At 55.4% G+C, this 12,917-nt stretch carries 16 protein-coding genes and 2 tRNA genes; 11 read left to right on the top strand and 7 right to left on the bottom strand.

Annotation, left to right across the window (positions count from 1 at the left end; genetic code table 11):
- The first annotated feature begins 209 nt into the window (after window positions 1-209).
- The 5 genes from AC2FFB_RS14250 (at window position 210) to AC2FFB_RS14230 (ending at window position 6,113) form a co-directional block, all read left to right on the top strand.
- Window positions 210-1,508, top strand: a complete 1,299-nt coding sequence (locus AC2FFB_RS14250; protein ID WP_496875099.1) for a helix-turn-helix domain-containing protein — start codon at window positions 210-212, stop codon at window positions 1,506-1,508.
- Window positions 1,509-1,586: 78 nt separating this feature from the next.
- The gene (locus AC2FFB_RS14245) at window positions 1,587-1,967 is read left to right on the top strand and encodes a response regulator transcription factor (RefSeq protein WP_142638139.1); all 381 of its coding nucleotides are present in this window, start codon (window positions 1,587-1,589) and stop codon (window positions 1,965-1,967) included.
- The gene (locus AC2FFB_RS14240; protein WP_496690133.1) at window positions 1,964-2,266 is read left to right on the top strand and encodes a hypothetical protein; all 303 of its coding nucleotides are present in this window, start codon (window positions 1,964-1,966) and stop codon (window positions 2,264-2,266) included. Before AC2FFB_RS14245 ends, AC2FFB_RS14240 begins: the two co-directional genes overlap by 4 nt.
- Window positions 2,266-4,944 carry an ATP-binding protein gene (locus AC2FFB_RS14235; RefSeq protein ID WP_496690132.1) on the top strand — a complete coding sequence of 893 codons (2,679 nt, stop codon included), beginning with the start codon at window positions 2,266-2,268 and terminating at the stop codon, window positions 4,942-4,944. Before AC2FFB_RS14240 ends, AC2FFB_RS14235 begins: the two co-directional genes overlap by 1 nt.
- A gap of 50 nt (window positions 4,945-4,994) precedes the next feature.
- On the top strand, window positions 4,995-6,113 hold the full coding sequence (locus AC2FFB_RS14230) for a FliM/FliN family flagellar motor C-terminal domain-containing protein (protein WP_496713952.1): 1,119 nt from the start codon (window positions 4,995-4,997) through the stop codon (window positions 6,111-6,113).
- Between the two features lie 8 nt (window positions 6,114-6,121).
- On the opposite strand, the gene AC2FFB_RS14225 is transcribed toward AC2FFB_RS14230, so the two are convergent.
- Genes AC2FFB_RS14225 through AC2FFB_RS14210 form a run of 4 tightly spaced genes read right to left on the bottom strand, consistent with a single transcriptional unit; the run spans window position 6,122 to window position 8,315 of the window.
- The gene (locus AC2FFB_RS14225; protein ID WP_142638147.1) at window positions 6,122-6,553 is read right to left on the bottom strand and encodes a protein tyrosine phosphatase family protein; all 432 of its coding nucleotides are present in this window, start codon (window positions 6,551-6,553) and stop codon (window positions 6,122-6,124) included.
- 9 nt (window positions 6,554-6,562) lie between these two features.
- Window positions 6,563-6,994: a DUF6691 family protein gene (locus tag AC2FFB_RS14220; protein ID WP_496694229.1), complete on the bottom strand. Its 432-nt coding sequence runs from the start codon at window positions 6,992-6,994 to the stop codon at window positions 6,563-6,565.
- Window positions 6,994-7,416 (bottom strand): YeeE/YedE family protein, encoded by a 423-nt coding sequence (locus tag AC2FFB_RS14215; protein WP_142638151.1) that lies wholly within the window; start codon window positions 7,414-7,416, stop codon window positions 6,994-6,996. The genes AC2FFB_RS14220 and AC2FFB_RS14215 overlap by 1 nt, the downstream gene beginning before the upstream one ends.
- A gap of 35 nt (window positions 7,417-7,451) precedes the next feature.
- Window positions 7,452-8,315, bottom strand: a complete 864-nt coding sequence (locus tag AC2FFB_RS14210; protein WP_496690130.1) for an MBL fold metallo-hydrolase — start codon at window positions 8,313-8,315, stop codon at window positions 7,452-7,454.
- A 246-nt stretch (window positions 8,316-8,561) separates the two neighbouring features.
- Between AC2FFB_RS14210 and AC2FFB_RS14205 the strand changes: the two genes are divergently transcribed.
- A complete protein-coding gene (locus AC2FFB_RS14205) occupies window positions 8,562-8,777 on the top strand; it encodes a hypothetical protein (protein WP_142638155.1) in 216 nt (71 codons plus the stop codon).
- 9 nt (window positions 8,778-8,786) lie between these two features.
- Here AC2FFB_RS14205 and AC2FFB_RS14200 read toward each other — a convergent pair whose 3' ends face one another.
- The gene (locus AC2FFB_RS14200) at window positions 8,787-9,005 is read right to left on the bottom strand and encodes a carboxymuconolactone decarboxylase family protein (protein WP_142638212.1); all 219 of its coding nucleotides are present in this window, start codon (window positions 9,003-9,005) and stop codon (window positions 8,787-8,789) included.
- Window positions 9,006-9,167: 162 nt separating this feature from the next.
- Here AC2FFB_RS14200 and AC2FFB_RS14195 point away from each other — a divergent pair, with 162 nt between their 5' ends.
- Window positions 9,168-9,434, top strand: coding sequence for a DUF2312 domain-containing protein (locus AC2FFB_RS14195; RefSeq protein WP_142638157.1), 267 nt, complete (start codon window positions 9,168-9,170; stop codon window positions 9,432-9,434).
- 22 nt (window positions 9,435-9,456) lie between these two features.
- Here the strand turns inward: AC2FFB_RS14195 and AC2FFB_RS14190 are convergent, their stop codons facing one another.
- A complete protein-coding gene (locus AC2FFB_RS14190; protein ID WP_496875072.1) occupies window positions 9,457-10,248 on the bottom strand; it encodes a hypothetical protein in 792 nt (263 codons plus the stop codon).
- Between the two features lie 265 nt (window positions 10,249-10,513).
- On the opposite strand from AC2FFB_RS14190, the gene AC2FFB_RS14185 reads away from it, so the two are divergent.
- From AC2FFB_RS14185 to AC2FFB_RS14175, 3 genes are all read left to right on the top strand, one after another.
- Window positions 10,514-10,589: transfer RNA gene (locus tag AC2FFB_RS14185), tRNA-Thr, on the top strand.
- Window positions 10,590-10,828: 239 nt separating this feature from the next.
- Window positions 10,829-10,914 (top strand) — tRNA-Leu (locus AC2FFB_RS14180).
- Between the two features lie 225 nt (window positions 10,915-11,139).
- Window positions 11,140-11,511, top strand: a complete 372-nt coding sequence (locus AC2FFB_RS14175; RefSeq protein ID WP_142638196.1) for a rhodanese-like domain-containing protein — start codon at window positions 11,140-11,142, stop codon at window positions 11,509-11,511.
- Between the two features lie 48 nt (window positions 11,512-11,559).
- Here the strand turns inward: AC2FFB_RS14175 and AC2FFB_RS14170 are convergent, their stop codons facing one another.
- Window positions 11,560-12,360, bottom strand: coding sequence for an alpha/beta fold hydrolase (locus tag AC2FFB_RS14170; RefSeq protein ID WP_496875071.1), 801 nt, complete (start codon window positions 12,358-12,360; stop codon window positions 11,560-11,562).
- A gap of 49 nt (window positions 12,361-12,409) precedes the next feature.
- Between AC2FFB_RS14170 and AC2FFB_RS14165 the strand changes: the two genes are divergently transcribed.
- Window positions 12,410-12,784 carry a hypothetical protein gene (locus AC2FFB_RS14165; RefSeq protein WP_496875070.1) on the top strand — a complete coding sequence of 125 codons (375 nt, stop codon included), beginning with the start codon at window positions 12,410-12,412 and terminating at the stop codon, window positions 12,782-12,784.
- The last annotated feature ends 133 nt before the right edge of the window (window positions 12,785-12,917 follow it).

The raw sequence follows: 12,917 nt of genomic DNA, 5'->3' as shown, positions 1-12,917 counted from the left end.
AGGTGTTTTGCCGAAAATAGAAGGGGAAGGCCTGTGATTTTCGAAATATGCAAATGGGTTACACCGTGGACCGGGTGTTTGGAATTGCGGGATGCGTTTGTGAAGAAAGTAAATTGCTCAAGAAAATTAATTGCTAAAGACTTATATATAAATAATAGTTTTGAAAATGCTTCTGAGGTTGACCAAAGGAGCCAGCGGAAAAAGAGGAAATTTTGCGGGACACGTTAACAGGCAGCCGTATTCGCGAAAGGCGTCAGATCGCAGGATTGCGTCAGGCCCAGCTTGCACGGCAGGTTGGAATCTCGGCATCCTATCTGAACCTGATCGAGCATAACCGCCGCAGGATCGGAGGAAAGCTGCTGGTGGATATCGCTGCGGCCCTGTCCGTTGAGCCTTCGGTGTTAACCCAAGGGATCGAGGCGACGCTGATTTCTGCGCTGCGCGAGGCTGCGGCAGATGCAGTTGGCCAGAAAGCCGAAGTGGACGGGCTTGAGGAATTCGCAAGTAGGTTTCCAGGGTGGGCGGGCGTTTTGGCGCAAATGCACAGCCGAGTGGTGTCGTTAGAGCGAACGATTGAAACCCTGTCGGATCGTTTGACCCACGATCCGCATCTGGCGGCATCCATGCACGAGGTCCTTTCGACAGCCGCCGCGATTCGTTCCACCGCTGCCATTCTTGCTGAAACGCAAGAGATTGAACCCGAGTGGCAAGACCGATTCCACCGGAACCTGCACCAGGATGCCGAACGCCTGGCCGATAGCTCCAAATCGCTGGTGGCCTATCTGGATGATTCCGAGGGGGCCGAGGATCGTCGCGGGGTCCCTCTGGAAGATGTCGAAGCGTTTTTTGACAGGCATGATCACCATTTCCCGGAAATCGAATCCGGAGGCGGGAGCGCAGATGTTAATCTGAATGAGATTGATTCCTCTGCTGCGCGAAAAGTGGCGCGGGATATTCTGGACGTCTACGAATCCGACGCTCGGCTTTTGCCTCTGGATGCGCTCAAAGGGGCTTTGGATCGGGGAGTTACAGATCCTTTGCTTTTGGCAACAGAGTATTCAGTCGACATCGCCACCGTGCTGAGGCGGCTGGCCGCCTTGCCCAAAGGGTATTTGTCGCGCCCGACCGGGCTGGTGATATGTGATGCCTCAGGCAGCATTTTGTTCAGCAAATCGGTGCCCGGTTTTGCCATGCCCAGGTTCGGCGAGGCGTGTCCTCTGTGGCCGCTGTTTCAGGCGCTGAACCGGCCGCTGGTTCCGATCCGAAAACGGATCGTTCAGTTGGGGCGAACGGCCGCGGAATTCGATTGTTATGCCTATGCCTGGCCGCAATCCATTTCCGGCTATGAAGATGCGCCGGTTTATCGTTCGGTCATGCTGGTTCGATCCGTCGAAGAAAGCCCTCAGGGCAGTCAGGCGGTTGCCCATGTTGGCCCAAGTTGCCGGGTCTGCCCCAATAAGGACTGTGAATCGCGCCGAGAGCCCTCGATTCTGAGCGAAGGTTTTTGACAGTTTCGTGACACTGCGCATAAGCTGTTTCGGACAGGTTGACAGTGGTGCAGCCCGTCTCGGGGAGGAATGAAATATATGAGCCGAAAGGTTCTGTTGATCGAGGATGAGCCGAACATTGCTGAAGCCATTCGGTTTTTGCTGACCCGCGAGGGATGGCAGGTTGAAACGCATGCTGAAGGGACGGATGCGCTGCTGGTGATTCAGGGCGCGAAGCCCGATCTTGTGATTCTGGATGTGATGCTGCCGGGCAAAAGCGGGATGGAGATTTTGCGCGACTTGCGCGAACTCGAAGAACTGCGAAATCTTCCGGTTCTGATGCTAACGGCTCGTGGCCAATCGAAAGATCGTGAGATGGCCGAGAATGCAGGGGTCAGCCGGTTCATGACAAAGCCGTTTTCCAATGCAGAAGTTCTGACCGCCGTCCGCGATTTGCACGCGCAGGCCTCGCGGTCATGAGCATGCAGGACGACCGCCAACCATCTGGTGCGCGGCCGTCGCTGTTTCTTGAGCGCCAAAGTTACCGCCGACGCAGGCTAACCGACGCCGCCCGTTTATTGCCCATATTGGGGGGCGCACTGATTGCGATTCCGTTGCTGTGGCCGCGTGGGGGCGATGCAGCGGACGGAGTGCCGCTGTCTTCTGCGATTCTCTATATCTTCACATGCTGGGCGGTTTTGATCGTTGCCAGCGTTCTCTTTGGGTTCGCCGCAAGACGCATATCAACCGGCGATGATTCCGAGCCAGGTCAAGACTGATGGCAACGCTGAACGTGCTGATCCTGGTTTGTTTGGGCTATGTGGTGCTGTTGTTCAGCGTCGCATTTGCCGCCGACAGAATGGCCGCGGCGGGCAGGGGGGCGTGGCTGCGATCTCCGTTGATCTACACGCTGTCGCTGTCGATCTATTGTACCGCCTGGACCTTTTATGGCGCGGTAGGGAACGCCGCCCGGTCGGGGCTGGAGTTCGTAACGATCTATCTGGGACCCACGTTGGTCATGATCTGTTGGTGGTGGGGATTGCGCAAGCTGGTTCGGGTTGGCCGCAGCCAGAGGGTGACCTCAATCGCCGACCTGATTTCGTCTCGCTATGGCAAGTCGAACACTCTGGCGATTTGCGTCACAATTCTGGCCGTGTTGGGCGGGACGCCCTATATTGCGCTGCAACTTCAATCCATTACGCTGTCATTCTCAATCTTTGCCGAGGCCGACCCAAGCGGTCTTTACCGCGAAGGGTCCAGTGTGTTCTGGGTTGCGGCGGGGCTGGCAGTGTTCGCCATTCTGTTCGGTACCCGCAATCTGGATGCCAACGAACGCCATCATGGCGTTGTCACGGCCATCGCATTGGAATCTGTCGTTAAACTTTTTGCGCTGCTGGCCGTGGGCATTTTCGTTGTCTGGGGTATAGCCGGAGGAGTCGGTCCGATGATGGACCGCATCGATGCCTCTGAGATCGGGCAGTGGAATGTGAATGCCGGACGCTGGACCACGTTTATATTTTTATCGGCTGCGGCCTTTGTGTGTCTGCCGAGGATGTTTCAGGTGATGGTGGTGGAGAACGCCGATGAAGGGCATCTGAGGACAGCCGCATGGGCCTTCCCCCTGTATCTGCTGTTGATGAGTCTCTTTGTCGTGCCAATCGCGGTCGTAGGATTGGACCTTTTGCCCGAAGGATCGAATCCGGATCTGTTCGTGCTGACGGTGCCCCTGTCGCAGGGCAATGAATGGCTGGCGATGCTGTCCTTTATTGGCGGCTTTTCATCCGCCACATCGATGGTGATTGTCACGGCAATGGCCCTATCGACCATGGTGTCAAATCACGTCGTGATGCCGATCTGGTTTAGCCGGCAGGAGGGCGCTGGCGCCGTATCCGGTGATGTCCGCAATGTGGTTTTGCTGTCCCGGCGGATTTCAATCGCCGTGATCATGGTGCTTGGGTTCTCGTATTACCGCATTTCCGGCGGCGGGGCCGCGCTGGCCTCGATTGGTCTGGTGGCCTTTGCCGGGATTTCCCAGATTTTGCCTTCGCTGGTTGGCGGGCTGTTCTGGCGCGGGGCGACGCGAACAGGGGCTCTGATCGGACTGACGGTCGGGTTCTTGTTGTGGATCTACACGCTGTTGTTGCCCGGCATGGGCAGCGCGATTATGTCGGATAGTGTCCTGCAGAACGGACCGTTCGGATGGGGCTGGTTGCGCCCGCAGGCCTTGTTCGGGATCGACGGAATGGACCCGATGGTGCACGCTGTGTTGTGGTCGCTGTCGCTGAACACGCTGGCATTTTGCGCGGCCTCTTTGCTGAGTTTTCCAAGCCCGCTCGAACGTTTGCAGGGGGCGCAATTCGTCAACGTATTCGACCATTCGGTTGCGCTGCGCGGTTGGACCGGATCGGTAGCGCAAAGCGAAGACCTGATGATCATGACCCAGCGCATTTTGGGCGCAGGTCCGGCGCAAGAGTTCTTTCAGGCGCAGGCGGAACAGCAGGGTGGGCGTTCCAGCCTGCCCGAACCTACGCCTGGGTTTTTGGAGCGGTTGGAACGTGAACTCAGCGGCTCGGTCGGGGCGGCGACAGCGCATGCGATGATCGGGCAGATTGTTGGTGGTTCCTCCGTTTCGGTCGAGGATTTGCTCGCCGTGGCCGACGAATCCGCGCAGATGTTGGAATACTCCAGCCAACTGGAAGCGAAATCCGCTGAACTCAGCCGTACGGCGCGCCAACTGCGTGAGGCGAACACCAAGCTGACGCAAATTTCCGAACAGAAGGACGGGTTCCTCAGCCAAGTCAGCCACGAATTGCGAACCCCCATGACCTCGATCCGAGCATTTTCCGAGATCATGCGGGATACCGAAGGTCTGACCAGCGAAGAAAGAACGCGTTACGCTGCCATCATCCATGACGAGGCGCTTCGGTTGACACGGCTGCTGGATGACTTGCTGGACCTGAGCGTTCTGGAAAGTGGGCGAGTCAATTTGAACAAGAGCGGTGACACCCTGCGGTCGGTTTTGGATCGTGCTGTGTCCAGTGCCTTGGCTGGAACCAGCCAGAAACTAACCGTCCGGCGGTCGAAAACCTCCGAACGCGTTCTCCTGCATACGGATTTGGACCGTCTGGGGCAGGTGTTTATCAACCTGATTTCGAACGCTCAGAAATATTGTGATGCCAAAGAACCGGTTCTGACCATTTCCGCGCATGATGTCGGCGGACAAGTCGTCATTGATTTTGCTGATAACGGCACCGGCATTCCCCCGGATGCCCGGCAGATGGTTTTTGAGAAATTTGCCCGCGTCGGAGGCGACAAGGCAGGTGGTGCGGGGCTGGGATTAGCGATCTGCCGTGAGATTATGCAAAGACTGGGGGGCGATATCAGCTACTTGCCCGGCCATGGTGGGGCTGCGTTCCGGGTCAGGCTGCCACAGGCCTACCGACAGGCTGCGCAGTGACGGCTGTATAAACAGGTTGGTAACTATCGCCGGGTTAGACCTGAAAGAGAATGCAGGAACAATCAGCGGTTTTAGGCATGACGCAATCTGTCAGCGCGGCTCTGGCGCGCAAGCTTTCGATCAGTCAGGAGGAAAAGGGTGACAAGCCTCGCTCGATCCTACGTGCGCTGCGTCTGGCTTTTGCTCGCGCGGCAGAAGATCGTTTGCAGATGCCGTTGTCGGTAATCGGCGCCAAACAATCCTGTCGGCCACCAGGTGGGCTGACACAGTCTTTGGATGAGGAATGGATATTGCTGCTCTTTTCAGGCTCTGACAGCAGCTTGGCTGCGATCTGCATGGATATAGGGTTAGTGTCGGCTGTCGTGCAGGCTCAGACAATAGGCGAGGTGATGCCGGGAGCGCCTTCTGCGCGGGGGTTCACCGATACGGACGCGGCCATGGTGTCCCCTTGGATCGAAGAGGGGCTGTCCCGCGCGGCATCACTTGTCGAAACGGCGAGTGACCGCATGTGCCTGATCGGTTTTGAATATGCTTCGCGCCTTGCGGATCTGCGAACTTTGACCCTGGCGATGGTGGAAGAGGAATACCGAGTTTTTGAACTGACAGTCGAACTTGGCGGTGGGCTGAGACAAGGTCAGCTTTCAGTACTGTTGCCTATCCGACCGGCTGAAACGGCCGAGACGGAGGTGATTCATGATGAGCCAGAGGGCAGGCTTGATCAGGCATCGGGCGTGTTGAGAGCAGATTTGAATACGGTGGTCTGCCGGATGCCCTTGTCCCTGGCGACGCTGACAGAACTGGCGGTGGGGGATGTGTTGCCATTGATCGGGGCGCGGCTGGATCGTACCGAGATTGTGGCGATCGACCGCAGCCGGGCCGCGATCGGACGGCTCGGCCAATGCGGAGGACTGCGTGCGGTGCGCCTGAACGAAACCTACCAAACTCAGACATTTTCCCAGCCCGAAGCAAATGAGTTCCTTGAGGCGAGTTCAGCCAGTATACACGAAGAGGGGCCAACCGAACACGGGCAGGAAACAATGCCATTTTCCCGCGGCGCGCTGGGCCTAGAGGGGACAGAATTGAACCTCGAGAATTCGGAACACATGGTTGCCGAGATATCTCAACTGGCTGGTTTATCTGGGGATGAAAGCGCGCTGAAAGGCAGTTAGCAGACGGCTCAAGTCACTGATCTGCGTATTTCTTCCAAGGTTGGACGCAGGTTGTCCAACGCATAGCCTGCCTTGGTCGTCGCCTGAAGGATGTCTTCGGTGCTCATGCTTTCGCACTGCCCCAATGCCCAGATCACAGAACAACGCGTGCCCGATGCACAATATGCGAGAACCGGACCGGCACAGGATTCTGCCAGGTCACGTTGCAAGGAGACGTTTTCGGGCGTCATGGTCTGATGCGTCAGCTCTAGCACTTCGTATTCCAACCCGGCAGCACGCACGGCCTGTCCGATAGCATCTGACTGGAGATCCTCGGGAACTTCGCTGTTCGGCCGGTTGCAGATCACTTTGACAAAGCCTGCCTCGACAATAGTGGGAACATCCTCGACCGAAATTTGCGGCGAGACGGCATAGCGGGGGGTTATCGGTCGAATCTCCATGGCTACTGCTTAGGTCGCGTTTACGGTTCTGTCCAGTTTTGCACCTACGGCAGGAGCGGCATACATCCCTGCGAGCATGGAAATCATAAACACAACGCCTCCGGTTCCGCCATACGTAAGAGACGCGATGGCTGGACCGGGACACAGTCCCGCTAATCCCCATCCCATGCCAAACATGACCGATCCGATGATAAGGCGGCGATCCAGTTCATGCTGCACCATTGTCGGGAAATTCCCACCCGACAGCGGTTTGCGATCTGGAACCAGCCTCCATGCGATCATCATGGGCACAATGGCTCCCCCCATCACAAATGCGAGTGTCGGATCCCAGTTGCCGAAAATATCCAGCCACCCCTGCACCTTGGTTGTGTCAGTCATGCCGGAAATCAACAGGCCTGCTCCGAACAAAGAGCCCGAAAGAAGCGATATCAGATTGCGCATCAGATCAACCCCCAGACATGGCGAAACAAGGCCAGCGTCACTGCCCCGGCCGCAATGTAAAGGATCGTTGCCACGATCCCGCGCACCGAAAACCGGGAAATGCCGCACACCCCATGTCCAGAGGTGCACCCGTTGGCAATTCGTGTCCCGATACCGACAAGCAGCCCAGCCCCGATCACAACCGTCAAATTCGAGGTCAGGTTTGTCTGCGGCCCCGGCGACAAAAACAGGCTTAGCATCAACGGCGTCCCAATCATCCCAGCGAGGAAATACAGCCGCTCGGCCGAGCGGTCAGAGCGATCGACAAGCCCTCCCAGGATACCGCTCGCCCCCATTACACGACCGTTTCCAAGCAGGTAAACTGCTGCGCCAAGACCAATCAACAGGCCGCCTACCAGTCCCCATATCCATTCTGAATACACTGATTTGTTCCCCCAAGAAGTTCGGCTCTAGCCGTCTAAAGTTTGTTCACTGGTAGTTTCAGGAACACGTCGCCATTCTCATCCTCAGGCGGCATCTGACCCGCCCGCATATTGACTTGTAAAGAGGGCAGGATCAGCCGCGGCATGGCCAAAGTGGCATCGCGGGCGTCGCGCATTTCAACGAATTCCTCGATAGGTCGACCTTGCCCGATATGCACGTTCAAGGATTTTTGCTCTTCAACAGTTGTTTCCCACGCAAACTCGTCCCGCCCAGGAGCTTTGTAGTCATGCCCGACAAAGATGCGTGTCGCATCCGGCAGTGAAAGGATCCTCTGGATCGAGTTGTACAAATCTCCGGACGATCCGCCGGGAAAGTCGCATCGCGCAGTGCCAAAATCCGGCATGAACAGCGTGTCTCCGACAAATGCCGCGTCGCCGATGACATAGGTCATGCAGGCGGGCGTATGCCCGGGGGTGTGCAAGACGTCCCCTCTCATTTGACCGACATGAAATCCGTCGCCGTCGCGGAACAAGGCGTCGAACTGGCTACCATCGCGCTGAAACTCGGTACCCTCGTTGAAAATTTTCCCGAAAGTTTCCTGGATGGCGACGATTTGATCACCGATGCCAATCTTGCCTCCGAGTTTCTGCTGCAAATAGGGGGCTGCTGAAAGGTGGTCGGCATGGACATGGCTTTCCAGAATCCATTCGGTTCGCAACGAATTGGATTGGACATATCCGATGATCTCATCCGCAGATCGCGTATTGGTCCGGCCGGATGCGTGATCGAAATCCAGAACACTATCTATGATCGCGCAGGCATCGCCTTCAGGATCCTGAACCAGATAAGACACCGTGAATGTCTCGGCGTCAAAAAATGCTTTCACTTTGGGCGTCATGGTTTCCTCCGCCGGTTAGGTCTTAGTCATATATTAATAACGGAATGTGAAGCAATCAACATTTGGTGATTTGATGCCGGTCAAGGCAGAAGCGGCAAAGTCGGGCTAAAATCCAGGCATCCTGCGAAAGCGCGCCGATGTTAGGGGGCGGTCGGGCGAATTTTCGCGCGATAGAATAACCGAGTGATGTAAGTCTTAAAACCGTTACTAAACTATAGGTAACTGATGACATTTGGGAGGATGGATATGCCGAGAATCGATTTGTATTCCGAAGCCGAACAACTTGAGAAAAAACTGAAGGGCGCCAGTGTTGATACCCGCCTTGCCCTTCAGCCCAGTGTCACAAAGGTCATCGAGAAGATGCGTCTGCAGGGTGTTGAGGTTCCTGCGCGCCTGCGTCGCCTGGATGCGGCCCTGTGCGAGGACGTTATGGAAGCGCGTTTCGACAATCTGCCGGTTTGATGGCCGCAGTCAACCGAACGAGATTCCAAGTATAACCAGCATAAGACCTATCACCGACAAAAAGAGCGCGCCCATGTTCCAGGGCAGCACCCGTTGAACAACGGCGCGCAGTTCATCGTCAGACAGGCCGGATTTGCGGGCTTTCATGACATGCAGAATGCACCAAACCAGCCCAGCCAGGCCGATAAGTGACAGGGCGGCACCGCCCCAAGTGATGAATTCGAACATCGTTTTCCATCTTTCAACGTCTGACCTGAGCGCTTAACTGATCGCGCTGGCCCGCACAAGCGAGACTGGTTTTTTGCATGCTTGCGGCTTGGCTCGCACCGATGTATCCCGCTTGTTGCCCACCTTTTCAGCATGACAAACCAGCCTCCGGGAGAGACTTAGATGGAAGAGAATACCGAAGATCAGGCCGCCGCGAATTACCGTGTAACCGCGGGTGAGTTGCGCCAGTTCATCGAACGGATCGAGCGTCTGGATGCGGAAAAGAAAGATTTGGCGGAGCAACAAAAAGAAGTGATGGCCGAGGCAAAAGCGCGGGGCTATGACACCAAGGTCATGCGGAAAGTGATCGCATTGCGCAAACGTGACAAAGACGACATCGCCGAGGAAGAGGCGGTGTTGGAAATGTACAAAGAAGCGTTGGGAATGTAACGGCTGCTTTCCCGCGATAGACTCAAGGTTTTAGAACCTCCACTCCGGGCATGGACTCAAGTCGGTCCATGTCCTGCGCATATAATTCTGCAAACGCGTCGACGATTTCCATACTCCAATCTGGCAGATCAAGCTCTTCTGTTGTGAGCTCGGTTTTGGCGTGTTCCTCCAAAACCGTGGCAAGGTCGTCACGCAAATGTTCGTCCTGTTCCAGGCTTTGATCAATCAATGCCAGACCTTTGGATTTGCCTGAATCGTCTAGAAGTGACAGCAGTAAATCAAACTCATCAACCAGCGTGTTGTCCGAGGGAAGGGCCGCGATTGCACGGACTATATCTCCCCAGATCAGTGGTGCGTCCTCGTTGCTCCAGAGTGTGATTTTGACATTGGGCGCAAGATCCCTGATGTCCTCGACCATGCTGATCCAGCTGAGGCAGCTGATATCGGTATTTCGCATTTTGTCGAGGCGACTCTGTTCAGGTAGCGACATCAAAGCTTTGGGAATAAATCTGCCAGGGCTTAAAAAACCCATACAAAGCTCAATTTCGTGGTCAGGAAAGGACTTTTCAAGCAACTCCATTCGGCGTCCCGCATTTGGGTATAGCTGCCCGTCGTCCAGTGCATTTCCAACATCGCCTGCAAAGCTGGCGCATGAGTAAATCAAACGATCGACCTTCGGAGCTGATCGCAACCCATCCCGGAGCATTTCCATTGCGGCACCGATTTCATCCTGGTTTTCAATGGCAGCAAAGGCGGGTTCGAAAATTTGTCGATATCGGCGCGGGCCAAATACGGTTGCACCATTTTGATGCAACGCGCCGGTGTTGCGTTGAAGGGACCGCAATACGAGACCTTCATCGGTGAACGCAGCACCTGCGTGGATTGCAACCTGCATATTCGGTTTTTACCCTCGCGTTCGTGCACATTATCTGCTGGGTTACAGGCTGTACTCCGCACAGTCAAACCAGGCGGAGTAAAATCTCTGGGCCAGACCCAGTGCCATGAATACAGAAAATCGTTAAGCGGCGGCAAAATTCTGTCTTGAAGTCCGTAACAAGAGGCATTAATCGACACCAAGTGCCCCTATAGCTCAGCTGGTAGAGCAACTGATTTGTAATCAGTAGGTCCGCGGTTCGAGTCCGTGTGGGGGCACCATTTCACTCTAAGATTCTTTCTATTTCTTGATTTTCCAAAAGTCAGAATGATTGGGACAGCGCAGGCGAATTGCGTAACGAAGAGTTTTTCCGAGGACTTTTTCTGATGACCTGCGTAAATGGGGTGGTGGTCAAAGGCGGCGATTGAATTTCCGCAAGTTGCATCGGCGAAACGCATTGTGTTCATAGCCTTATGGCCTTACTGGTGCTTTCAGCCTAAAAACTGGCCCAACGCGCTGTGCGGGCGTGATGGAATGGTAGACATATCAGACTTAAAATCTGAAGGGCGTATGCCCGTGTGGGTTCGAGTCCCACCGCCCGCACCACCTCTGATGCCCTGATTGATTTTCAAGTCTCGATGCAGCAGAACCTCTCCCGGTTTGCTTTGGTTCGGGTTCGGCGGGAATTGAATACCGGGATTGGTTCAGCGCAAAAATCGGTGTCCTGCAATAAATGTCCAATATCTATCCAGCCTAAGGTGAAGGCCTGTCAGGCTACACCTTCCAGTTCCTGCATGTTAGCATCCCGTAAATTTCTTCAGGAGACACCATATGCCGTTGACCGTAAAACAAATGATGGAAGCTGCGAACTCCACCGTCGAGCGAATCCAGAGAGCCAAAGCGGTCGAGATCCTGGAGCGAGGTGGCCTGCTTCTGGACATCCGCGATGCAGCGGAATTGCAGCAGACAGGGCGTGCTTCGGGGTCACATCATATCCCGCGCGGTATGTTGGAATTTCGGGCCGATGACACTCTGCAATCACATGATCCAGAGCTTCGCAAAGATCGCCCAATTGTCTTGTATTGTGCCTCGGGTGGCCGCGCTGCCCTTGCGGGAAAACTGTTGCAGGACATGGGGTATGAGCAGGTCTATAACCTGGGTGGCTTGGTCGATTGGGTGAATGGCGGGGGCGAAGTCGCCTAGCCAATAGGAAACGCCAGAACCCGAGCTGTGATCGTTCGAGAGGTCAGGTCAGGCGTTGAGGAACGTCCTCACGGCGGCCTCGAACTCACGCGGTTTTTCCGCATGCAACCAATGTCCTGCACCAGGTATTTTTGCAAAACGTGCCGAAGGGAACATTCCGCGGATCACAGAGCGATGTTCAGGCAGCACATAGTCGGACTCCCCCCCGGACAAAAACAGTGTTTGACCACCCCAGGATGCGTCTATTTCAGGAAAGCCCATGATCTTGGGCATTTCAGAGGCCAAAGTATCCAGGTTCAAAAGCCAACGCTGTCCGTTGATGTCGAGTGACTGCGTGAAAAAGCTCTGAAGGGCTTTTTCGACTCCGTTGTCGGCCAGTTGTTGTTCAGCGTCCGAGCGACGCTCGACCCGGGAAAGGTCCACCGCGCGCATCGCTTCAATAAACTGAATCTGACTTTGGCTATAGGCCACCGGGGCGATGTCTGCCACCACCAGTTTGCGCAGCTTTGCGCTGTGCAGCAGGGCTAAAGTCATGGATGCCTTGCCGCCCATCGAATGTCCGACGACATCTGCCTGTCCGCCGAACTGGTCGATAACTTCGGCCAGATCATTCGCCAGATCGGAATACCCATGGTCATGCGTCCACATGCTGTTTGCGTGGTTGCGCATATCAACCGCCACAACTTGCCGCTCGTCAGATAGCCGGCGGGCGATGACCCCCCAGTTCCGGGCCGAGCCATATAGGCCATGGGCGATCAGCAAAGGGGGCTTGTCGGTTGGTTCACCATGTATGATCGTGTTCAGCATATAGCCGTGATACCCGCCGCAATCTGAAACGGCCAGCCCCATTGTGGCTCCTATTCCACATGGGTAAACTGTCAGCTCAGGAGGCCGCAGCATGCCGCAAGACACAGATATACAAATCCAAATTGCGCAGACCATACAGCTGTTGCGTGACAAGTTGGGTGTGCGCGACAAAACGCTGACCGCCTCGGTCAAAAAGGCCAAAAGGCAACTGCCGCGCCGGATATACAAACAGGCAATGGTCCTGGCTCAAGCAGAGCAGATGGCGGCCCATCCAAAACTGCGACTTGTGCTGGACAATCCAAAACTGATCCAGGCCTCGGAAGAGGTTCAAAAACATCTGGGGGGTATCAAGCTGGCGGATCGGAGGATGGGATGGTTTCTGGGAATGCTGGGCGGGCTGACTTTTAACCTGTTGGCCTTTTCTGCTTTGTTGCTGATCTTCATGTTGTGGCAGGGGCTTATCTGACCACAAAAAAAACGGCGCCGGATTGGCGCCGTTTTTTTTCTTGGATGACTGAATTCTTACAAGTTTGGATAGATAGGGAATCTGGCGCAGAGGTTTGCGACTTCGGTTTTGACTTTGGCCTCGACCTCACCGT

It is taken from the genome of Ruegeria sp. YTSA219, from assembly GCF_059609985.1.
Note: the sequence above shows the minus strand (reverse complement) of the source record. Positions and strands in the feature narration are given on the sequence as shown.